Genomic DNA, 21,841 nt, shown 5'->3' with positions numbered 1-21,841 from the left:
GGTCACATCGGCGCCTTAGAGCATCGTTAGAGGCCGCCGTATGGACCAGCTTTTCGAATTCGCCCGGATCACAATTCCCTATTTAAGCTTTGTCTATTTTCCGGCGGCAGCGTTGTTGCTGTGGATTATGGTTAAGGGCGGGAGCGTTTTGCGCGCTGGGGCGGTGTTTTTGTTCATCGCCCTGACATTGATTGCTTATGGGCGGTTTATTGAGCCGCGGCTGCTTTTTACGCCAGAGCACGACATCAGATTGAAGGGTTGTTTCCCCGAGGCGGGCGTTATGCGCATCGCCGTGTTCTCGGATCTGCATTTAAGCCCCTATCGCTACACAATGCCGGTTGAGCGCATCGCGACGCGCGTCAACGCGGCAAAGCCGGATTTCGTTCTCATCGCCGGCGATTATGTCTCTTATTTGCCGGTCGATAAATTCGACGAGGCGTTCGCCGCGCTCGGCGACATGGGGGCGCCTGTCTATGCGGTGCTTGGCAATCACGATCACGGTCTGCCGGGCCCAGATGTCGCGGTTCCGCTGCGGGACAGCCTTGAACGGCTCGGCGTTTCAATGATCGATGATCGCGCTGTCGATATTGCAGGAGAGGATTTCAATATCGAGCTGGTGGGGCTGTCCGACTTATGGAAGGGCGGTCAGAATATCAGCCTCCTCAACCAGCCCTCGCGAAAACCGCGTCTGGTTTTAACGCATAACCCGGAAACGATCGGCGTCATTGCTGCGGACCGCCAGCCCGACCTCCTTATCGCAGGGCATACGCATGGCGGGCAGGTCAATCTCCCGATCCTCACATGCCAGATCGAGTTTGCTTGCAGCGTCGCGAGATACGGCTATCGGGAGACGGAAGACGGCGCCGTTTTCGTCACGTCGGGAACTGGCCAGTCAATGCTGCCTGTGCGCTTTCGCGCACCGCCGCGCATCGATGTCTTGAACCTTCACTATCGGGCATGCGCCGAAACGGGAAACTCATTTTGAGACTCGTGACACAGATGTGATTTTGTTTCGCTGAAAAAGTTTATCTTCACAATCAATCGCTCTGACAAAAAGATGTCTAATTTGTCTGTTGCATTGCGATGTCGCCAGTGTCTTAACTGCGGCGCAGCCACTCCGCCAGCAAGTCTCCGTTGAAAGGAAAGAAAATGTTCGAAGAGTCCCGCGACATGTCGCTGTTGGCTGAAATCAAGGATCACATCGATTCTCACGGTTTCGCATCCGCCATCGTCAAAGATCATGTTGCTATCGGGTTTTCGAACAAGACGTCCGGCGCCGACAGTCCCGGGGCGACAGGGCAAAAGATTGTGCGCGTCAGGTCGCTGGATGAAGCCTGTTGCGTCATTGGCTGCTGTTGCATGATGCGGCCTCATTAACGGGCACCAAATTCTGTTGCATGCTTCGCCCGGAAGGCTAGTCTGCGCCTCTTGAGGAGACAGCCCATGACAGACCTGAAAAACAAGACATTATTCATTACGGGTGCAAGCCGCGGCATTGGCCTTGCGATCGCGCTGCGTGCGGCCAGGGACGGCGCCAATATCGCCATCGCCGCCAAATCCGCCGAACCCCATAAACATCTGCCGGGCACGATTTACACCGCGGCGGAAGAGATCGAAGCGGCGGGCGGCAAGGCGTTACCGCTCGTTTGCGATATTCGCCATGAAGATCAGGTCCAGGCGGCCGTGGCGGCGACCGTCGAAAAATTCGGCGGGATCGATATTTGTGTGAACAACGCTTCGGCGATATCGCTGACGGGGACGGAAGCGACCGAAATGAAGCGCTGGGATCTGATGCATTCCATCAATGCGCGCGGAACGTTTCTGACCTCGAAAACCTGCATTCCGCATCTCAAAAAATCGGCGAACCCGCATGTTCTGATGTTGTCGCCGCCGCTCGACATGTCGCCGAAATGGTTCGCCGGTCACACCGCCTACACAATGGCGAAATACGGCATGTCTATGTGCGTTCTCGGCATGGCGGCTGAATTCAAAAATGACGGTATTGCGTTCAACGCGCTCTGGCCGCGTACAGCGATCGCCACAGCCGCGGTGAAATTCGCGCTTGGCGGCGACGCCATGATGCAAGCCTCACGCAGCGTCGATATTCTGTCAGATGCCGCTCATCTTATCTTCACCAAATCGGCGAAGAACTTTTCCGGCAACTTCATTATCGACGACACCTTCCTCTATGAAAATGGTGTGACGGATTTTGAGAAATACCGCGTCGATCCGTCGAAAAAACTGGCGCCGGATTTCTTCGTGCCTGATAATTCGACGCCGCCGCCCGGTGTCGCGGAAACCTTGATGGACAGCATGATTGGGTAATTTTTGCGCGTCGCCTCCTTGCATATCCATCCTGTCAAGGGAATGCGCGCTGTCGATGTCGACAGTGCGCAAGTGGAGGCGCGCGGCCTTAAGGGCGACCGCCGCTGGCTTGTTGTCGATGCGGACGGCAAGTTTCTGACCCAGCGCAGCCATCCGCAGCTTGCGACCATTGATGCGACGGTCACGGCAACGGGCCTGAGACTGTCCTCAAACGGAAACGCTATCGCAATAGACCGCCCGGATAGGAAAAGCCGCCGCCGCGTCGTCATTTGGGATTCAGAAGTTGACGCCGCCATCGCCGACGCGTCCGATTTTCTGTCCGCGCGTCTTGGCGGCGAGGTCCATCTTGTGTTCATGGACGATGATGCGATCCGCATGAAGGATAGCGTTTGGACGCCGAAGCCTGAACCGGTGAGTTTCGCTGACGCATTTCCGGTGTTGGTGACGACGACGGGATCGCTGGCGGCGCTCAATCGCGATATTGAGGCTAATGGCGGGGCGCCAGTGCCTATGGCGCGCTTCCGTCCGAACATTGTGGTCGACTGCGATGGTGACTGGCCCGAAGACCATTGGCGTAAATTGAAGATCGGCGACGTCGTCCTTGATCTGGTGAAGCCGTCCGACCGCTGCATCGTCACGACAACCGATCAACAGTCCGGGGCGCGCATGGGGAAGGAGCCGCTCGCCAGTCTGGCGCGCATTCACCGTTCAACCGACCCACGCATCAACGGCGTTATCTTTGGCATGAACGCCGTCCCGCGTATCTTGGGCGAAGTTTCCGTGGGCGCGCCTGTCGAAATCCTTTGACCGCGCCTAATGGTGATGCGGTTCGATATTAATCTTGCCGCATTTGCCGCATTTGATGACGGCGCCATGGGCGTCGTGATGGCCAACCTTGACCAACAGTTTTGTCTTGCAGCCGCCGCAGCGATAGGTTTCGTCGCCGCCGCCCTCGCGCAGGGGCTTGCCGGCGGTATGTTCTTCTATAGTCGCGCCCTTGGCGCGTTCGGGGTCAATGACGATCATGTCGAATTGCGGCATGGAGGCCTCCGGAAAGTGTGTTTGGTGAAGCTATAGACCATCCACGCCGAAAACAGAAAGCGGCGCATTTTCATCGCCGCCGCCGCGCGGTAGAATTCGCCTTATGACAACACTCCTCTACACCCACGCTTCTTTCGGCGCCCATGAGGTTCCGCCCGGCCATGTGGAGCATCCGGGCCGCTACGCCGCCGTTGAAAAGAGGCTGGCGTCGGAAGACTTCGCCTCGCTTGAACGGCGCATCCCGCCGCGTGCGACCGCCGAACAGGTGGAGCGGGTTCACCCCGGGCCCTTCCGCGAACTCATCGAAGATAATTCGCCGGTCGAAGGGCTGGTTCAGTTCGATGCCGACACCTTCGCGGGGCCGCATTCGGTCGATGCGAGCTTGCGTGCGGCGGGCGGCGCCTGCGCCGCCATTGACGCCTTATATAAGGGTGAGGCGGCGAACGCCTTTGTCGCCGCGCGGCCGCCCGGTCACCATGCGGAGCCCGAGCGCGCCATGGGCTTTTGCCTTTTCAACGGCGCAGCCATCGCGGCGCTTCACGCGCGCGCAGCCCATGGCGCGAAACGCGTCGCCGTCGTCGATTTCGATGTGCATCACGGCAACGGAACGGAAGCCGCCTTCTGGCATGACGAGGATGCCTTTTACGCCTCGTCCCATGAATGGCCGCAATATCCGGGGACGGGCCGGGCGACGGACAGGGGCGCCTTCGACAATATCGCCAATGCGCCGCTCGCGGGCGGTGAAGGGAGCCTCGCTTTCCGCCGCGCCTGGGGCGAGACATTGTTGCCCGCAATGTCCGATTTCGGGCCGGAGCTGATTATCATCTCCGCCGGCTTCGACGCCCATGCGGCGGACCCCTTGGGCGGCCTTCAGCTGACGGAGGAGGATTTCGCCTGGGCGACGCGCGAGATCGCCGCGGTCGCCAGGGACAAGGCGGGCGGGCGGCTGGTCTCCATCCTTGAGGGCGGCTATGACCTCAAGGCCCTGGCGGAAAGCGCCGCCGCTCATGTCAACGTCTTGATGGACCGATGAAAACCGCGCCATAAGGATGGCGGGGCAAAGCAGTAACGCCATGACCGGCCGCATCATCACCGTACGCCACGGGCGTCCAAATCTGTCGCGCGACGTGACCATCACGGCGCGTGAATATGGCGAATGGTGGGCGCGTTACGACGAAAGCGGTCTCCACCCCGATGAACGCCCGCCCGAGGGGCTGATCGCGCTCGCCCGGGGAGCGAAGACGATCCTCTCTTCCACTTTGCCGCGCGCCATCGAAACGGCGGCGCAGGCGACGGGCGGCGCAAGGGAGGTGCCGGCCGATCCGATGTTTGTCGAGGCGCCGCTGCCGCCGCCGCCCTGGCCGGATTTCATTCGCTTGCGCCCCGGCCAGTGGGGCGTCGTCTCGCGCATCTTGTGGAGTCTCGGTTACGCGCCGCCGGGCGTCGAACATCAGCGCGAGACCTGGGCGCGCGTCGCCGAAATCGCGACGCGTCTCGGCGACCACGCCGCGAAGGGCGATGTTCTTCTCTGCGCCCATGGCTATCTCAACTGGATGATCGACCAGCGCCTCATCCGCGAAGGCTGGCGGCGCATCGAACGCGACGGCGGCAATCACTACTGGTCATGGCGCATCTATGAACCGGCGGGCGAAAAGCGCGCGGTAGGGGCGACCGCGGCAGCGGAGTAGGCGCATGGCTATTTCCCGGGCCCTTGCCTAATTGCTGCATTGCGGTAAGACCCGCCAATGTTGACGATTTCAAATCTCGATTACCGCGTTGAGGCGCGCGCCCTGTTTGAAGGCGCGAGCGCCCAGATTTCCGACGGCTGGAAGGTCGGGCTCGTCGGGCGCAACGGCACGGGCAAGTCGACATTGTTGCGCCTGATCCGCGAGGAAATCGCCAATCCCGCCGCTGACAGCGCTATCCGCATGTCGGCCCGGGCCTCGCTCGGCTGGGTCGCGCAGGAGGTTGCGCCGACGGACGAAACCATTCTGGAAGTCGTGCTCGCCGCCGATCATGAGCGCCACGCCCTCATGGCCGAGGCCGAGACGGCTGAAGACCCCATGCGCATCGCGGAGATCCACACCCGCCTTATCGACATAGACGCCTGGTCCGCTGAAGCGCGCGCCGCCGAAGTCCTGAAAGGCCTCGGCTTTTCCGATGCCGATTTGGACCGTGCGACGCGGGAATTTTCCGGCGGCTGGCGCATGCGCGCGGCGCTCGCGGGCGTGTTGTTCGCGGAGCCCGATTTGCTGCTCCTCGACGAGCCGACCAACTATCTCGATCTTGAGGGCGCGGCCTGGCTTGAGGGCTATATCAAGAAATATCCGCATACGGTGCTAATCGTTTCGCACGACCGCGAATTGTTGAACCGATGCGTAACGCACACCATGGCGCTGGAGCACAAACAGCTCACCGTCTGTCCCGGCGGCTATGACGCCTGGCTCAAACTGCGCGCCGCGAAAGTCGCCCAGCTGGAAAGCCAGCGCTCCAAACAGGAAGCGGAAAAAGCGCATTTGCAGGCCTTTGTGGACCGCTTCCGCGCCAAGGCGTCGAAAGCGCGTCAGGCGCAGTCGCGCGTCAAGAAGCTGGAAAAAATGCAGGACGTGTCGATCCCGCTGGCCGAGCGCACGACGCCGTTTCATTTTCCGGCGCCGAAAGATCCGCTGTCGCCGCCGATGCTGCATATCGCCGGCGCCGATCTCGGTTATGGCGATGACGCGCTGATCCTTGCCGATGTCGATTTGCGCGTCGATCCGGAAGACCGCATCGCCATTGTCGGCGCCAACGGGCAGGGCAAGACGACGCTGGTCAAATCCATCGCCGGACGGTTGAAGCTTATGGGCGGGGAGGTGACGGCGCCGCGCTCGATCCGCATCGGCTATTTTAGCCAAGACCAGCTCGACGAGTTAACCCTCGGCGATACGGTGCTCGATCATGTGCGCCGCGCTATGGACAAGGACACGCCCGTGGGCAAGCAGCGCGCGAAAGCTGCGCAAATGGGCTTTTCCCATGAGAAAGTCGACACGAAAGTCGAGAAACTTTCAGGCGGAGAGAAAGTGCGCCTGCTGCTCGGGCTCATGTCCCTCGACGCGCCGCATATCCTCATTCTCGACGAGCCAACCTCACATCTCGATATCGACAGCCGCGAGGCGCTGATCTATGCGCTCAACGATTTTTCCGGCGCGGTCCTTTTGATTACGCACGATGTATTTCTCGCCGAGGCGACGGCCGATCAGTTGTGGCTGGTGAAAGACGGCAAAGCCGAACCTTACGCCGGCGATCTCGACGATTACCGCGCGCTGATCACGCAAGCCGACAAGCGCCAAAAGGCGGCTTAAACAACCTGACCCGCCGCCCAGCCGCTCGACCAGGCCCATTGGAAATTATACCCGCCGAGCCAGCCGGTGACGTCGACCGCTTCGCCAATGAAATATAGACCGGGCGCCGATTTTACTTCCATGGTTTTCGACGATAGCGCATCGGTGTCGACGCCGCCGAGCGTCACTTCCGCCGTGCGCCAGCCTTCAGAACCCGCCGGTTTGACGCGCCAGTCGGAAACCGCCGCGGCGAGGGTTTTGAGGCGCGCGTCACTATAGTCGCCGATGCGTCCTGACGCGCCGGCCCTTTGCGCGATCCAGTCGGCGAGACGTTTCGGCAGAAATTCCGAGAGAATTGTTTGCGGCGCGAGTTTTCCTTTTGTCTGGCGCGCGTCACGCAAGCGAGCGAAGACATCGACATCAGGCGCAAGATTGACGGCGATCTCATCGCCCTCGCGCCAATAAGAAGAGATTTGCAAAATGCTCGGGCCCGACAATCCGCGATGGGTGAAGAGGAGGGCCTCGCGAAAGGCTGCGCCGTTACAGGAAACAATTGCTTCCGTGCTGACGCCGGAAAGCGGCGCGGTCTCTTCAAGCGTGCCGGTTGAAAAGGTGAGCGGAACCAGCGCCGGGCGCGGTTCGATAATGTTGAGGCCGAATTGCCGCGCAACGCCATAGGCGAAATCCGTTGTGCCCATTTTCGGGATCGACTTGCCGCCCGTTGCGATGACGAGGGAGGAACAGGCGAGCGGCCCCTTATCGGTTTCAAGCGTGAAGCCGTCCGCCGTCTTTTCGATTTTCGCAACGCTGGTCGACAGGCGTAAATCCACGCTGGCCTCGCGGCAATCATCAACCAGCATGGCGATGATCTCCTTCGACGAGCCGTCGCAGAAAAGCTGGCCCAGGGTCTTTTCGTGATATTGGATGCCCCGCTTTTCCACGCGGGCGATGAAGTCTGCCGCCGTGAAGCGCTTGAGGGCCGATTTGCAGAAATGCGGGTTGTTCGAGAGGAAGTGCTTCGGCGCCGCATGCACATTGGTGAAGTTACATCGTCCGCCGCCGGAGATGCGGATTTTCTCCGCTGGCTTTGCCGCATGGTCAAGCAGCGTCACGCGCCGGCCGCGGCGTCCCGCCTCTACAGCGCAGAACAACCCGGCCGCGCCCGCCCCGATAATGATGACGTCTATCTTTTCCATAGGCCTGTTCTTATGGGCTTTGGGTGGCCTGCGCCATCCCGGTCTCATTTGCCCCTATTGCCCGGGTGGGCGAGGCCCGCTAAACAGCGGCCATGGCTAAAGCACCTAATGACATCGCCTCGCTCTCTTTCGAAAAGGCGCTCGCCGAACTCGAAGACATCGTCCAGAAGCTGGAAGGCGGCGGGGCGGCGCTCGAAGAATCGATTGCGCTTTACGAACGCGGCGCGGCGTTGAAGGCCCACTGCGAAAAGACTCTTAAGTCTGCGCAGGAAAAGATCGAAAAGATCGTCGTGGGAAGCGACGGCAAGCCAAAGACCGAAAAAGCCAGCTTCGAATAATCTAAAGTCTCTTGTCAGAGTCCGGCGGCGCGGCTGATCCAGTAAGTCAGACCGGCGCCCGTATAGGCGAGCGTAAAGAGATAGCCGAGCGCAAAACCCGCCCATTTCCATGACCCCGTTTCCCGGCGAATGGTGGCGAGTGTCGCAAAACATTGCGGCGCGAACACATACCAGGCGAGAAACGCTAGCGCCGTCGGCAGGCTCCAGGCGGACTGCAGGGTTTCGGAAAGCCCTTGCGCGTTTTCCGGCCCGCCATGAATGGCGTACACCGTGCCGAGAGCGCCCACGGCGACTTCGCGTGCGGCCATGCCCGGCACCAGCGCAATGGCGATCTCCAGATTAAAACCGATGGGCGCGAGCAGTGGTTCGATAAGGCTTCCGAGGCGGCCTGCATAGCTTTCTCTGAGGCTTGTCGCCGACGCGGGGTAAGCCGCGAGGAACCAGAGAATGATGGATGTCGTCAAGATCACGGTGCCGGCGCGTTTCAAAAATGCGGCCGCGCGGATCCACAAGCTGATGAAGAAATCCTTGGCGTTCGGGAGCTTGTATGTGGGCAGCTCCATGATCAGCGGCTGCGAGCGGGCCTTGGCGATTGTCCGTTTAAAGATGAAGGCGATCAAAACGGCGCTGATGATGCCGGTGATATAGAGCGCAAAGAGAACGAGACCTTGCAAGTTGAACAGGCCAACTTTCTCTTCTGGAATGAAAGCGCCGATAATAAGCGCATAGACCGGCAGGCGCGCCGAACAGGTCATCAGCGGCGCGATGAGGATGGTGGTCAGCCGGTCGCGGTCATTTTCAATCACACGCGACGCCATGATCCCGGGAATGGCGCAGGCGAAACTCGACAATAGTGGAATAAAAGCGCGTCCATTGAGCCCGAAGCGGTGCATGATCTCGTCCATCAGGAACGCCGCGCGCGCCATGTAACCTGATGCTTCGAGCAGCAGGATGAAAGTGAAGAGGATGATGATCTGCGGCAGGAAGACAACGACGCTGCCGACGCCGGCGATGATTCCATCAACGATGAGATCGCGCAGCCAGCCTGCGGGCAAGTGCGCAGCGACAAACTCACCGAGGGCGCCCGCGCCGGCGTCGAGCATATCCACCGGCCCCGCCGACCAGGTGTAGACCATCTGGAACATGGTGAAGAGCAGTCCGGCGAGAATGACCGGCCCCGCAACCGGATGAAGGACGACACGGTCAATGGCGCGGGTGGCGCGATTGAAGGGTGGCTCATAGGTGATGGCGGCGCTGGAAATGCGCCGCGCCTCGATTTGATGCGCGCGAACGTCTTCCGGATCAGGAAATGGTCCGGGCGGCGGCGCGGCGACGTCTTTTTGCGCCAGCGCCGCATCGAGCCTCGCGAGCAAGGCTTCCCGGCCGGCCTTGCGCGTGGCGTTGGTGGTGACGACGGGCAGGCCAAGTTCTTTTTCAAGCCGCGCAATATCGATCTCCAGCCCGTCGCGGGTCGCGAGATCAAACATGTTGAGGACGACGATCATGGGCGCGCCGATCGCGCGGAGCTGCAACACCGATTGAAGATGCGTGCGCAGCGTTGCGGCGTCGACCAGCGCGAGGATCAGTTCAGGCGCGGCGCCGCTCTTGCCAAGCACGGTCTCAAGCGCAACCCGTTCATCAAGGGAGCGCGGCGACATGCCGTAAAAGCCCGGCAGGTCGATGAGGTCGACATTGCGTCCTGCGGGCGTTGTAAACCGGCCATGGCGGGTTTCGACCGTGGCGCCCGGATAGTTGGCGACTTTGGCCCGCCCGCCGGTAAGCCCGTTGAAGAGTGTGGACTTGCCGCAATTGGGCGCGCCTACCAGGGCGACACGTGTGGGGGCGATACTGGCGGCGGCCGCAGTCACCGGTCGAGTTCCACCTCAATGGCTTTCGCTTCGTCTGTGCGAAGGGCGATCAGGGTCCGGTTGAGGCGCACGCAAATCGGCGTCCTCGCCAGCGGTCCGATATGGGTCAGTTCGACGGCGTCATCTTCGGCGAAGCCGATTTCGCGCAGCTTGGCCTCGATCAGCGGATCGGAGGCGCTGATCGCCGTCACCCGGCCGACGGCCCCTTTTTTCATTTCGTTCAGTTGCATAGGCGCTTCCTCGGAGCGCCTATGTCGCCTTTTTGCGAATGAGTTGCAATAAGGGATTTCACGTAGGCCCCTGCGACGGATTGGCGGGGGCGGGGCCTTTTATGATCTCAGAACGAACGTGAAAATCGTAAGCCGGTTTGCTCGGCACCCGCGGTCATTAGAAGGGGGCGAGGCAAGTCGCCATTCCGCGACAGAGGCAAGCGTCGCCTCGCCGAATACCTTTCCGGGAACTTCGGCAAGAATGACCGGGTTGTGCGCAATGAGATCAGAGCCCAGCGAATAGCCGACAAGCACCGAGCCGACATAACCGCGATAATTAGCGTTTAGTGGATATTTTGGCGGGTCACGCTTTGCCCAAACAATTTTGCAATCTTCAGGCGATTTGCTGTCGGGAAAGATCGCGTCATAGTCAAAGGGCGCGAATTTGGAGGGATCGGAAATATCGTTTTCAGGTAAGTTTAGCTTAATTCGAGATCCCGTATAGGTGTCGCGCCTTTTCTTCTGGAAGTCATATTTCGACTCAAGCAGAGCATAAGCGGCGTCGTTCCAAGCCAATATCGTGGCTAGTATGGGATCAAACGTCTCTATGTTTCCCTGAGGCGGAAAAAGCCGCCCGGCTTTCGCAAAGTTTTTGTTCGCTAACAAAACGTCGTCGGCGATGGCTTTATCCTTAAACATCGTCGCAATGCCGAGCAGCAGCAAGGCGCGGGCTCTTTGACGGTATTCGTGAGCGCCCAACACACTATAAGCCGCTTCGGCTTCGGCAGCGCTGATGACGGCGTCGTCAAAGTTGTCGCTAGCCACATCTGCAGATGCAAGGCGCAGCCATATCCGGGCTGTATCCTCACTTGGCGGCAGCGCCTGTACAGCGTCGCTCATGAGAATGGCGCGCAGCTCGCGGCGCTTGTCTTTTGCGTTTTCCGCCGCGGCGAAATCCGAAAACGCGATGCGCAGAGCGAGTTCCTCTGCAGACAAGTCCGCAATGCCGGCGGCCCGCAACTCTTCGGCCCGGTGCAGAGCGGACGCGGCTTTCTCCGGCGCGGAAAAAAGGACGAGGTTTCCATAATTATAAGCGAGGATACCGGTGAGGTTGTTCTCACCAAGTTCGGCTTCGGCCGCCTGCCATGCGGCGTGGCCATGGATTTCGGCTGCCGCGACGTCTCTGGCGCCAAGCGCCTCAGTGTAAAGCTTGTATTCCGCGAGATAGAGCTTCTCGGTCGCCGCCGCCGGGCTCGCCAGCATGACGGCGGCAGCCGCAATCGCCGCCAATTTTAGGAAAAATCCCACCATCGCCCCCTCCTTGGCCCCCCGAAACCTTAGCGCCTGGGCGCAGGCTCGACAAACGCCGGTGAAGGGCGCAAGGCTGGCCGCGCCCATTAAGCAACAATGGGCTTCAAATCTCCGCGGGCTTGCCGCCTTTTCACCTGATTAGGGGTGGAGAAATCCATGCGAAGCGCTAGAACAGGCTTCTTGCCGCAGTGCAGCGGGGGAGGGCCCGCAAGCGCCGGCGTCAGGTGCTGGTTTTAATAAGAATAAGAGGGGTTGCCCCATGGCCGTAGAAACGCCGCTTCTCGATACCGTCAAATTTCCCGCCGACCTTCGAAAGCTGGACAAGAGCGAATTGCGCCAGCTTGCGGATGAGCTTCGGGCGGAGATGATCGATGCGGTCTCGGTGACAGGCGGTCATCTTGGCTCGGGCCTTGGCGTCGTCGAGCTGACGACGGCGATCCATTATGTCTTCAACACGCCTGAAGATCGCCTCGTCTGGGATGTCGGCCATCAGTGCTATCCCCATAAAATTCTCACCGGCCGCCGCGACCGCATCCGCACGCTGAGGCAGGCTGGCGGGCTTTCCGGTTTTACGAAACGCGCCGAGAGCGAATACGACCCGTTTGGCGCCGCCCATGCGGCGACCTCCATTTCCGCGGCGACCGGGTTTGCGGAGGCGTCGCGCCATCTCAAAAAAGACACGACGTCAATCGCCGTGATCGGCGACGGCTCCATGTCCGGCGGCATGGCCTATGAGGGGCTCAACAACGCCGGCCATCTGGGCTCGAAGATGGTGGTGATCCTCAACGATAATGACATGTCGATCGCGCCGCCCGTCGGCGCCATGAGCGCCTATCTGGCGCGCGCATCGTCATCCGGCGTTTATCAGGGCTTCCGCACTTTTGGAAAACAGCTCGCGAAGCGCCTGCCGAAAGCAATCTATAAGCAACTCGCCAAGGCCGAGGAATATGGCCGCGGCATGGTGTCCGGCGGCACCTTGTTCGAAGAGCTCGGCTTTTACTATGTCGGCCCCATTGACGGGCATAATCTCGACCAGCTTGTGCCGGTGCTTGAGAATGTGCGCGACATGAAAGACGGGCCGGTGCTCGTTCATGTGGTGACCCGCAAAGGCGCCGGTTATCCGCCTGCGGAGGAATCGGCCGACAAATATCACGGCGTCGCCAAATTCGATGTTGTTTCCGGCAAACAGCAGAAGGGAACGCCCAACGCGCCCGCCTATCAGAAAGTCTTCGCCAAGACCCTGATCAAGGAAGCGGAAAAAGACGACCGGATTATCGGCATCACGGCGGCGATGCCGTCGGGCACGTCGCTCGACATGTTCGCCGAGGCCTATCCGGACCGCTGCTACGATGTGGGCATCGCCGAACAACACGCCGTCACTTTTGCGGCGGGGCTCGCTGGCGACGGGTTGCGCCCGTTTTGCGCGATCTATTCGACCTTCCTTCAGCGCGCATACGACTCGGTGGTGCATGACGTCGCCATCCAGAACCTGCCAGTGCGTTTTCCCATGGATCGCGCCGGGCTTGTGGGCGCTGACGGCGCCACTCATGCGGGCTCGTTCGACCTCGCCTATCTTGGCTGCCTGCCCAACATGGTGATCATGGCGGCCGGCGATGAAGCCGAGCTTGTCCATATGACGGCGACAGCCGCCGCCTTTGACGAAGGCCCCATCGCCTTCCGTTATCCGCGCGGCGAGGGCGTGGGCGTCGACATGCCGGAAAACGGCAAAATCCTCGAGATCGGCAAGGGCCGCATCTGCCGCGAGGGAACGAAGGTCGCGCTGCTGGCGCTCGGCGGACGTTTGCAGGAGGCGCTAAAGGCCGCCGACACGCTGGAGGCGCAAGGCGTTTCCACCACTGTCGCCGACGCCCGCTTCGCCAAACCGCTCGATCATGACCTTATCATGCGCCTTGTGCGTGAGCATGAAGTGCTGATCACGATTGAAGAGGGATCGCGCGGCGGCTTCGGCGCCTTTGTTCTGCATTTCCTGTCTGACGCCGGCCTTCTCGACAGCGGCGTCAAGATTCGCACCATGCATTTGCCGGATGTCTTCCAGGATCAGGACTCGCCGGCGAAAATGTATGATCAGGCGCGTCTCAATGCGGTTCATATTGTTGAGCGCGCGCGCGAAGCGCTCGGCATGGAATCCAACGTCGTGAATCTGCGCGGCTAGTCTTCGCTGGCGGCGGGGGTTCTATCGTCTCACGCAAGGGAGACCGAAATGAGCCAAGACCTGCCGAAGCCGTCCATTCTCGTGATTATTCCGCCGCCTGTCTGGGCGCTCGCCTTTGTGCTTGCGGCCTGGCTTGCAGGCCGTGCGGCGGGGCTGGCGGCGCCGCTGCAGTTTCCGCTGTTCGGATGGGCTGTTTTCGTTGTCGGCTTTCTGATTTCGGCTTCGGGGCGGCGCGCCTTTGCAAAAGCGGGGACGGAAGTGATCCCGGCGTCGAAAAAGAACTCGGCGCTGGTCATCGCAGGGCCGTTTCATTACACGCGCAATCCCATGTATCTCGGCATTCTGGTCGCGACCCTAGGGCTTGCCCTGGTTATCGGAACCGTTGCGGCTTTTGCCGCCCCGATCGTGTTCTTTCTGTTCGTGAACTTTATCTCCATCCCCTACGAAGAGGACAAGATGGAGCGCCAGTTCGGCGACGAATACCGCGCCTATAAGGCTCGCGTTCGTCGCTGGATCTGAAGAAAGGTCGCGGTACTTTCCAATCGTCCGTCCCCGGAAAGAGGTTTTCTCTTTTCAAGCGCCTCGATTTGCGGCTCAATAGGCGGGTTGCGAAGCCGGAGGGGCGATAAGTGGAAGATCTGTCACGCACGGAGCTGATGCTCTTCATTGCGGTCTATGTGGTCATTCAGATCGCCATCGGCCTGTGGTTCGCGCGCGGCACAAAGAGCGACACGGATTATTACATCGCCGGCGGCCGGCTTGGGTATTTTCCCATCACCCTCTCGCTCTTCGCCACCTGGTTCGGGGCGGAGACGATCCTCGGCTCGTCGGCGGCGGTCGCCGAAGGCGGGCTGTCCGGCGCCAGGGCGGAACCGTTCGGCTATGCAATCTGCCTTGTGGCGACAGCGCTTTTCGTGGCGAGTAAAATCCGCAGCCATGGTTATGTCACCATCGCCGATTTTTTCCGCGACCGTTACGGCAAGCATGCGGAGTTCGTGACCGCCATCGTGCTTGTGGTTATCTCGGTCATCTGGGCGGGCGCGCAGTTGCTCGCCATCGCCGCCATTCTCGAAACGACCCTAGGCTTGCCCGGCGTGCTGACGCTCTTTTTCGCCGCCGGCATCGTTATTTTCTATTCCATGTTCGCAGGCCTCATCGGCGACGTGGTGACGGATGTGGTGCAGGGGCTGTTCTTGATGGGCGGCGTCGCCATCCTGTTCATCGCTGTCGTTCATCAGTTCGGCGGTTTTGCGGCGATGGTCTCGGTGATCGAGCCTGATCAGCTTCGTCTGATTGCGCCGGGCGAATCCCTCTTCACGCGTGCCGACGCCTGGGCGATCCCCGTCATCGGAAGCCTCGTCACGCAGGAGATTATCACGCGCTTTCTCGCTGCGAAGTCCACAACCGTCGCCAAGGCCGGCGCGTTTTCGGCGGCGTTTCTTTATGTGGGCATTGGCATGATGCCGGTGCTGATCGGGCTGTCCGGCGCACATCTGGAGGTGCCGGGCGCGGCGGGCGACAATTTCATTCCCGCCATGGCGATAGAGTTTCTGCCGCCACTGCTCGCCATTGTCTTTATCGGCGCGCTCTTTTCCGCAATCCTGTCGACCGTGGACTCCAATCTGCTTGCGGTCTCGTCGTTGATTTCCATCAACATTCTCAAAAAGCTGCATGCGCGATCCAGCGAACGGCGTCAGCTCATGATCGCACGGTTCGGCACCGCCTTCGCCGGCGTCGGCGCGCTGGCGGTAGCGCTTGGCGGTTCGGATATTTATGAGCTGATCGCGCTCACCTCGGTCTTCGGGCAGGGCGCCATCGTCGTCGCCACGCTGATCGGGCTGCGCACGCGCTTTGGCGGCGCGGCGGCTGCGCTTGCCTGCATTTACACTTGCGTCGTCTTCAATCTCGCAACATTGCTCGTCTTGCCTTTGCAGGACGCGATGAGTGAAGGCATGGCGTTCGGCCCGGCGCTTTCAGCCGTGCTTGCCGGCGATGTGGAGCCCATGGACGGCTATTTCATCTATTCGGTCGTCGTATCGCTCGCCGCCTATGTGATCGTCGGCTTCCTCGAACAGCCATTCCGCCGCGCTTCTTCCTGAGGCGCTGCTATCACAGATGAAAAGCCCCGCGGGCCAGCGGGGCTTTTCGGATCACTGCGTATTGGGGAACGACAGACGGGGGTTACGCAGCGATCGATTTTTTCTGTTCTTGATGCTTGCCTTCGCAAAATTCCTCGACAATTTTCCGGTTGAAGGCCGGCAGATCATCGGGATTGCGGCTGGTCACAAGGCCTGCGTCTACGACGACTTCTTCGTCGCTTACCTGCGCGCCGGCGTTTTTCAAATCCGGCTGGATAGCGGCGTAGCCGGTCATTTTGCGTCCCTTCACAATGTCGGCTGTGATGAGGACCTGAGGCCCGTGACAGATAGCGGCGACAGGCAGTTTTTTCGCAAAAGCGCCGCGTATAAAGGCGATTACTTTTTCATCACGGCGAAGCGCATCGGGATTGAACAGGCCGCCCGGGATGAGCACGCCGTCATAGTCGTTGACGTCAGCATGGGTGATGTCTTTCGTCACCTCAATCGCTTTGCCGCGCTCCATGTGCTTGAAGCCCTGAATCTCACCGGGTTTCAAAGAAATGATATCAACCGCGGCGCCTTCTTTTTTCAACGCATCGAGGGGTGAGAAAAGTTCCGATTCCTCAAACCCGTCTGTTGCGATAATGGCGATTTTCTTGTTCTGGAGTTTGGTCATAGCGCATCTCCTTTCGTTTCAGCACTATGCGTGTGCTGTTTGAGGAAAACACGGTTGGCCGCCGCGCCGTTCCAGAAAATTTCCGATTGTTAGCGCTTGAGAAATGCGAGCAGAAACTCGACGTCGGAATATGGCCCGCCGCGCCGGCGCTGGCCGAATTTGCGCTCGATGATCCGCGGATATTGCCGCACAATGACAAGGTCCATTGAGGGAATGATGTAAAGCCGCTGGCCGCCGGCGCCTGCGGCCATGAACAGATCGTCAGGGATTTCGTCTCTGCGGGGATGGGTGAACAGATCCGACGCAACGGTCATGGTGCGTGAAGCTTCAAGTGTTTCTTCGTTCGGTTGCTCATTCAGCCACCAGGTCAGGCCGTAACCGGCGTTGACGCCGGAGCCGACAAAATTTTCCGCCAGCGCCCATGGGTCGACAAGCTGGGCGCCCTTCCAGTTTCCTTCCTGCAAGACAAACTGACCGAAACGCGCCCAGTCTCTCGCGGTGAGATCGGCGCCGGACGGCAGGGTGGGAAACCCGCCGCGCTCATTCCACTGCGCCGGGTGGATGTCGAGCGGATCAAGAATGCGCGCCTGCAGATAGTCGACGGCGTTTTCATATTCACCGCCCTGATACGCTTGAAGCTTGCGGCGCATGATTTCGCCGAAGATCTGGAAATTGACGGGGCCGTATTCGAACGCCGTTCCCGGCGCCGTGACGACCGGCAGCGCTATGGCGTCCTCATAGGTCGGCGGGCGAAAAACGCCGGTCGATTCAATCCCGCTCGTCAGCGACAGAAGCTGGCGGATGGTGATGCGCGATTTCTGCGGGTCCGAACGCCATTCGCTCAGCGTGTCGGCGGCGCGCTCGTCCAGCGATAAAAGGCCGTCCATGACGGCGGCCGCGGCAATGACGCCGGAAAAGCTTTTCGTCCCGCTGGCGAGTTCATAAGCCTTATTGCGGCCGCCGCGATTTGGGTAATGCTCGTATTGGAGGTCGCCGTTTTTCAGAACAACGAAGGAAACGCCGCCTTTTCTGGCGTTGTAGTCAGCGGCGTCTTTGATGTCGGCGCGGGCTGGCGAGATTGTAACGAGGGCGGCGAGACCGGCGGCGGCAATGGCGGGGCGCATGACGTCTCTCCTTGGCGATGGACCTGACCGTCTTTATACGATGGAGCGCTGCTTATCCGTCGGAAAAAAATGCGCCTCGACCAATATCTCGTCCAGACAGGGTTAATGGAAAGCCGCGCCCGCGCGCAGGAGGCGATTGCGGCGGGCCTCGTGACCGTCAACGGCGCGGTCGCCGCGAAGTCCTCGCAGAAAGTCGCTGAGGGCGCGGATATCGCCGTCATCGGCGCGGTGCATGATTTTGTGTCGCGCGGCGGGATCAAGCTTGAGGCGGCGCTCGAAGCTTTCGGCTTCGATGTCGTGAAAAAAACCTGTCTCGACCTTGGCGCCTCGACCGGCGGCTTCACCGATGTCCTGCTCCGGGCCGGCGCCGCGAAAGTCTACGCCGTCGATGTGGGACAGGGACAGCTACACGAAAAAATCGCGGCTGACGCCCGTGTCGTCAATCTGGAAAAAACCCATGCAAAAGAGCTGACGCGCAGCCTTGTGCCTGATCCGATTGAAGTCATTGTCTGCGATGTCAGCTTTATCAGCCTGAAAAAATCGCTGCCATTCGCCTTGGCGCTTGCCGCGCCGTCATGCATGTTGGCGACGCTCATCAAGCCGCAATTTGAAGTCGGGCGTGAGGGGGTCGGCAAGGGCGGTCTCGTCAAAGACGGGCTGGCGGAACCTTGCGCGCAAGACATGGTTCAATGGGTGGAAAGCCTGGGCTGGACGCCTTGCGGCCTGATCGACAGCCCTATTCTCGGCGGCGACGGCAACAGGGAGTTTCTTCTTGGCGCAACGAAGAAGAACTAGATCAGGCGCGAAAACGCCTGCGCCTTTAAAAACGGCGGAAGCAAAGATCGAGGAAATCGGCGCGCGCGGCGACGGCGTTGCTTTGATCGACGGTGAGAAAATTTTCGTTCCCTGTTCGGCGCCGGGCGATGTGGCGCGCATCGCTTATCGCGGTTCACGTGGGGCTATCGAAACGCTCATTGCAAAAAGCCAACAGCGAGTTTCAGCGCCATGCCCGTATTTCGGAGAATGCGGCGGCTGCGCCCTGCAACAGTTGAACACAGATTATTATCGCGGCTGGAAACGGGAATTGGTCGTCAAGGCGCTTGCGCGCGAAGGTTTTGACGAGACGATCATCGCGCCGCCTCTTCGATTGGCTCATGCGCCGCGGCGCCGGGCGAGCTTTGCCGTACGCCGGACGGGTTCCGGCGTGGTCTTCGGGTTTCATGAACGGGCCTCGGCGCGCATCGTCGCCATTAAGGAGTGTCTTGTCCTGGCGCCGAAACTTGCGGCGATGCTTCCTTCCTTGCGTGCGCTGGCTGAAAAAGCGCCGGCGCGCTGGCGTATATTCGATTTACACGTAACGCTTTGCGACAATGGTCTCGATATCGCGTTTTTGGGCGGAGATGCGTCGGACGATCTCACAGGTCCTGAGATCATGGCGCTCACGGAAACCGCGCAAGACGCCGGCGTCGTTCGCATCACGGCTGACGGTGCGCCTGTCGCCATGTTCGAAGCGCCTTTCGTGCGGTTTGGCGGCGTAGCGGTTGCGATCCCGCCGGGTGCGTTTTTACAAGCAAGCGGTGAAGGGGAGGCGGCGCTTACCGGTTTCGTTGCCGAGCATGCCAAAGGCGCGAAGCGCATCGCAGATCTATTCTCCGGTTGCGGAACTTTCGCGCTTGCGCTTTCAGCCAATGCGGCGGTGGACGCCTTTGATTCCGATCCGCCGGCGATCGCTGCGCTAGACGCGGGCGCGCGGAGCGCCAGCCTGCGCCACCCCTTACGGGCCGAGCGGCGCAATCTTTTCGAGCGTCCCTTAAGCGCTGAAGAGTTGAAGCCATACGATGCGGTGGTGTTCGACCCGCCCCGGGCGGGCGCAAAGGCCCAGGCCGAACAGCTTGCGCAGTCTTCTGTCCCGGTCGTGATTGGCGTTTCCTGCAATCCAGCGAGTTTCGCACGTGATGCGGGGCTGTTGCGCGACGGCGGCTACAGCCTGTCGCAGGTCTTGCCCGTTGATCAGTTTGTGTTCTCGGCCCATGTTGAAGTCGCCGGACTTTTCACGAAGGAGTGAGAGATGGCGCCGCTCAATGCGATGATCGCCAATGGCGCAAAGCGCGCCGCCTATAGCGCCGGCCAGGCGGCGCGGGTGCTCTGGTACACCGGTCATTACGCCTATGGACGCCGGTTGATGGGCCCGCTCACCGATCCCGGCGAGGCGCCCTACGCCGAAGAGTTCGGACCGCTTGACCGCGAGCGTTTAAAGACTGCTTTTCGGGAGCTTTTCCAGCGCGACTGGAAGAATGTGGAGGAAGGCCTTTACAAAATGCCTTCCGAGCTTCGGCGCGCACCGTCTCTTTCGAAACTCTGGCGCGAAAGCCGCGACTATCTTCTTGATGCGCGCAAGGTGGCGCAGCGCAAATACGCCCGCGCTCATTCTGAAGTGTTGACGGACGCCATGCGCAAAAAATATCCGCGTTATTATCTTCAGAACTTCCATTATCAGACCGATGGCTGGCTCTCCGACGCGTCCGCCGCGCGTTACGACATGCAGGTGGAGACATTGTTCACGGGCTCGGCCGCGGCCATGCGCCGTCAGGCTCTGCCTTTTGTCGGCGAAGCGCTGAAGGGAAAGGACGCCGGCGCTGCGTCGCTCCTCGATCTTGGCTGTGGCGGCGGCGGTTTCCTCACTGAAATTCACGACAACTGGCCGATGCTGCGGCTCACCGCGCTCGATCTGTCGCCGGCCTATCTTGGGCGCGCGCGAACGGCGCTTGGCGGCGTCAGGGATGTGACCTTCATTCAACAGCCAGCGGAGAACACGAGCCTTCCCGACGCGTCATTCGATATTATTACGTCCGTTTATCTTTTTCACGAATTGCCGCCGAAGGTTCGCGCAGATGTTGCGGCGGAAATCGCAAGGCTTTTAAAACCCGGCGGCGTCTATATTCACACCGACACCATTCAATATGGCGACGAGCCCGGGTTTGATATTCTCCTTGAGAATTTTCCGCGCGGCTTTCATGAGCCTTATTATGACAGCTATTGCCGGGCGGATTTGCCGGCGTTGTTTGGCGAAGCGGGCTTGGAGAAAAGCGAGGAAACGCTGGCTTTTCTCACCAAGATCACCTCGTTTCAGAAGCCGGTTAAAGAACCCGGTCCAGAAACGCATTGATATCCGCCGCCGTCATGTCCGGCGTTTCCTCCATGGGGATGTGACCGACGCCGTCATAGATGATGACATCCGCGTTTGGCATGCGTTCGTCAAAGGTCGTTGCGGCGGTGACATAGATGAGCCGGTCTTCCTCGCCCCAGATGATGAGGGTGGGCGCGGCAATCTCTCCCACGCGATCGGCGAAATGCGGTTCGCGGTCGACCATGAACCGTTTCCCGGCCGCTTCGCGATTGCCGGGCAGGCGGTAAAGCTCCCAATAACGGTCGACCATCGCGTCGTCGATAAAGTCTTCAATGGAGACGGTTTCCCGCAAGGATTTTTCAAGCGCCATGCGCGGCGTGTATTGGCGCAGCAAGAACCGCCCGGCGGGATGGCTCAACAGCCGGAAAGCAAGATTGAGCGGCGGCGCTTTTTCGCCTTCGCGCAAGGGCATGCCCGATGCATCCAGCAGCAACAGCGCGTCGACTTTGTCCGGATTGTCGAGCGCATAGCGCCATGACAGCCAGCCACCCATGGAATTGCCGCCCAGAACGAAACGCTCAACGCCGGTCGCCGTTAGCACCAATTCCAGCGCCTCATGCATTCCCTTGGCCGAATAGTCATGATTGGCGTTCGGCCCGGTGAGGCCGTGACCGGGCAGCGTCAGCGTGATCATCCGATATTCATCGCCAAGACGGTGGACCAGCGGCTCCCAGGTGTGCAGGCTCGCCGAATTGCCATGCAGCAGCACAATTGGAACGCCCGCCTTGTTTCCCTGATCGCGATAATGCACGCGAAGGCCGTTTGGGCCCTCAACGAATTGAGAGGCTTCGTTCGTATATTTCGCCTCCATCGCCGCCGGATCGGTTGAAGGCGTGCGCAGATACAAAAAAGCGCCGGCGACAAGCGCGAACAGGATGAGCGGTATAGCGTAGCGTTTTTTCATGCTTGTTTTCTACCTTCCGGGCCGGATCGAACCAATAGTGTTGCGCAGTGTGATAGGCGCCGCGCTTTTATATAAAAACGGAGAATAGAAG

General features: G+C 60.2%; 22 protein-coding genes. 14 read left to right on the top strand and 8 right to left on the bottom strand.

Annotation, left to right across the window (positions count from 1 at the left end):
• Positions 1-40: 40 nt before the first annotated feature.
• The 4 genes from ACFC5L_RS15875 (at position 41) to ACFC5L_RS15860 (ending at position 3,132) form a co-directional block, all read left to right on the top strand.
• Positions 41-985, top strand: a complete 945-nt coding sequence (locus ACFC5L_RS15875; RefSeq protein WP_375203402.1) for a metallophosphoesterase — start codon at positions 41-43, stop codon at positions 983-985.
• A gap of 164 nt (positions 986-1,149) precedes the next feature.
• Positions 1,150-1,377 carry a hypothetical protein gene (locus ACFC5L_RS15870; RefSeq protein ID WP_375203403.1) on the top strand — a complete coding sequence of 76 codons (228 nt, stop codon included), beginning with the start codon at positions 1,150-1,152 and terminating at the stop codon, positions 1,375-1,377.
• 66 nt (positions 1,378-1,443) lie between these two features.
• On the top strand, positions 1,444-2,325 hold the full coding sequence (locus ACFC5L_RS15865) for an SDR family oxidoreductase (protein ID WP_375203404.1): 882 nt from the start codon (positions 1,444-1,446) through the stop codon (positions 2,323-2,325).
• 3 nt (positions 2,326-2,328) lie between these two features.
• Positions 2,329-3,132 (top strand): MOSC domain-containing protein, encoded by an 804-nt coding sequence (locus tag ACFC5L_RS15860; RefSeq protein WP_375210776.1) that lies wholly within the window; start codon positions 2,329-2,331, stop codon positions 3,130-3,132.
• Positions 3,133-3,138: 6 nt separating this feature from the next.
• On the opposite strand, the gene ACFC5L_RS15855 is transcribed toward ACFC5L_RS15860, so the two are convergent.
• Positions 3,139-3,366: a hypothetical protein gene (locus tag ACFC5L_RS15855; protein ID WP_375203405.1), complete on the bottom strand. Its 228-nt coding sequence runs from the start codon at positions 3,364-3,366 to the stop codon at positions 3,139-3,141.
• Positions 3,367-3,469: 103 nt separating this feature from the next.
• Here ACFC5L_RS15855 and ACFC5L_RS15850 point away from each other — a divergent pair, with 103 nt between their 5' ends.
• Genes ACFC5L_RS15850 through ACFC5L_RS15840 form a run of 3 tightly spaced genes read left to right on the top strand, consistent with a single transcriptional unit; the run spans position 3,470 to position 6,707 of the window.
• Positions 3,470-4,399 (top strand): histone deacetylase family protein, encoded by a 930-nt coding sequence (locus tag ACFC5L_RS15850; RefSeq protein WP_375203406.1) that lies wholly within the window; start codon positions 3,470-3,472, stop codon positions 4,397-4,399.
• 40 nt (positions 4,400-4,439) lie between these two features.
• On the top strand, positions 4,440-5,054 hold the full coding sequence (locus ACFC5L_RS15845) for a histidine phosphatase family protein (protein ID WP_375203407.1): 615 nt from the start codon (positions 4,440-4,442) through the stop codon (positions 5,052-5,054).
• A 57-nt stretch (positions 5,055-5,111) separates the two neighbouring features.
• Complete coding sequence (locus tag ACFC5L_RS15840) at positions 5,112-6,707, top strand: ABC-F family ATP-binding cassette domain-containing protein (RefSeq protein WP_375203408.1); 1,596 nt, start codon at positions 5,112-5,114, stop codon at positions 6,705-6,707.
• Here ACFC5L_RS15840 and ACFC5L_RS15835 read toward each other — a convergent pair.
• Positions 6,704-7,882, bottom strand: coding sequence for a BaiN/RdsA family NAD(P)/FAD-dependent oxidoreductase (locus ACFC5L_RS15835; RefSeq protein ID WP_375203409.1), 1,179 nt, complete (start codon positions 7,880-7,882; stop codon positions 6,704-6,706). The two genes, ACFC5L_RS15840 and ACFC5L_RS15835, sit on opposite strands and share 4 nt — an antisense overlap.
• A 92-nt stretch (positions 7,883-7,974) precedes the next feature.
• Between ACFC5L_RS15835 and ACFC5L_RS15830 the strand changes: the two genes are divergently transcribed.
• Entirely contained in the window at positions 7,975-8,220 is a 246-nt protein-coding gene (locus ACFC5L_RS15830) for an exodeoxyribonuclease VII small subunit (RefSeq protein ID WP_375203410.1), read from the top strand.
• Positions 8,221-8,234: 14 nt separating this feature from the next.
• Here the strand turns inward: ACFC5L_RS15830 and feoB are convergent, their stop codons facing one another.
• The 3 genes from feoB to ACFC5L_RS15815 form a co-directional block, all read right to left on the bottom strand.
• Complete coding sequence (gene feoB, locus ACFC5L_RS15825; RefSeq protein WP_375203411.1) at positions 8,235-10,088, bottom strand: ferrous iron transport protein B; 1,854 nt, start codon at positions 10,086-10,088, stop codon at positions 8,235-8,237.
• Positions 10,085-10,318: a FeoA family protein gene (locus ACFC5L_RS15820; RefSeq protein ID WP_375203412.1), complete on the bottom strand. Its 234-nt coding sequence runs from the start codon at positions 10,316-10,318 to the stop codon at positions 10,085-10,087. The genes feoB and ACFC5L_RS15820 overlap by 4 nt, the downstream gene beginning before the upstream one ends.
• Before the next feature lie 99 nt (positions 10,319-10,417).
• On the bottom strand, positions 10,418-11,608 hold the full coding sequence (locus ACFC5L_RS15815) for an energy transducer TonB (protein WP_375203413.1): 1,191 nt from the start codon (positions 11,606-11,608) through the stop codon (positions 10,418-10,420).
• Positions 11,609-11,867: 259 nt separating this feature from the next.
• Between ACFC5L_RS15815 and dxs the strand changes: the two genes are divergently transcribed.
• The 3 genes from dxs (at position 11,868) to ACFC5L_RS15800 (ending at position 15,880) form a co-directional block, all read left to right on the top strand.
• On the top strand, positions 11,868-13,781 hold the full coding sequence (gene dxs, locus ACFC5L_RS15810; protein ID WP_375203414.1) for a 1-deoxy-D-xylulose-5-phosphate synthase: 1,914 nt from the start codon (positions 11,868-11,870) through the stop codon (positions 13,779-13,781).
• Positions 13,782-13,829: 48 nt separating this feature from the next.
• Entirely contained in the window at positions 13,830-14,300 is a 471-nt protein-coding gene (locus tag ACFC5L_RS15805; protein ID WP_375203415.1) for a methyltransferase family protein, read from the top strand.
• A gap of 110 nt (positions 14,301-14,410) precedes the next feature.
• Positions 14,411-15,880, top strand: coding sequence for a sodium:solute symporter family transporter (locus ACFC5L_RS15800; RefSeq protein WP_375203416.1), 1,470 nt, complete (start codon positions 14,411-14,413; stop codon positions 15,878-15,880).
• An 82-nt stretch (positions 15,881-15,962) separates the two neighbouring features.
• On the opposite strand, the gene ACFC5L_RS15795 is transcribed toward ACFC5L_RS15800, so the two are convergent.
• On the bottom strand, positions 15,963-16,535 hold the full coding sequence (locus ACFC5L_RS15795; RefSeq protein WP_375203417.1) for a type 1 glutamine amidotransferase domain-containing protein: 573 nt from the start codon (positions 16,533-16,535) through the stop codon (positions 15,963-15,965).
• Positions 16,536-16,624: 89 nt separating this feature from the next.
• Positions 16,625-17,659, bottom strand: coding sequence for a serine hydrolase domain-containing protein (locus ACFC5L_RS15790; protein WP_375203418.1), 1,035 nt, complete (start codon positions 17,657-17,659; stop codon positions 16,625-16,627).
• A gap of 69 nt (positions 17,660-17,728) precedes the next feature.
• Here ACFC5L_RS15790 and ACFC5L_RS15785 point away from each other — a divergent pair, with 69 nt between their 5' ends.
• The 3 genes from ACFC5L_RS15785 to ACFC5L_RS15775 are packed head-to-tail and all read left to right on the top strand — an operon-like array spanning position 17,729 to position 20,825.
• Entirely contained in the window at positions 17,729-18,454 is a 726-nt protein-coding gene (locus ACFC5L_RS15785; protein ID WP_375203419.1) for a TlyA family RNA methyltransferase, read from the top strand.
• Entirely contained in the window at positions 18,432-19,724 is a 1,293-nt protein-coding gene (locus tag ACFC5L_RS15780) for a class I SAM-dependent RNA methyltransferase (protein ID WP_375203420.1), read from the top strand. The genes ACFC5L_RS15785 and ACFC5L_RS15780 overlap by 23 nt, the downstream gene beginning before the upstream one ends.
• A gap of 3 nt (positions 19,725-19,727) precedes the next feature.
• On the top strand, positions 19,728-20,825 hold the full coding sequence (locus ACFC5L_RS15775; protein ID WP_375203421.1) for a class I SAM-dependent methyltransferase: 1,098 nt from the start codon (positions 19,728-19,730) through the stop codon (positions 20,823-20,825).
• Here ACFC5L_RS15775 and ACFC5L_RS15770 read toward each other — a convergent pair.
• Positions 20,797-21,750: an alpha/beta fold hydrolase gene (locus ACFC5L_RS15770; RefSeq protein WP_375203422.1), complete on the bottom strand. Its 954-nt coding sequence runs from the start codon at positions 21,748-21,750 to the stop codon at positions 20,797-20,799. The two genes, ACFC5L_RS15775 and ACFC5L_RS15770, sit on opposite strands and share 29 nt — an antisense overlap.
• Between the last annotated feature and the right edge of the window lie 91 nt (positions 21,751-21,841).

It is taken from the genome of Hyphococcus sp. (genome assembly GCF_041986965.1).
Classification (GTDB): Bacteria; Pseudomonadota; Alphaproteobacteria; order Caulobacterales; family Parvularculaceae; genus Hyphococcus.
This window is presented reverse-complemented; position numbering and strand designations above follow the sequence as displayed.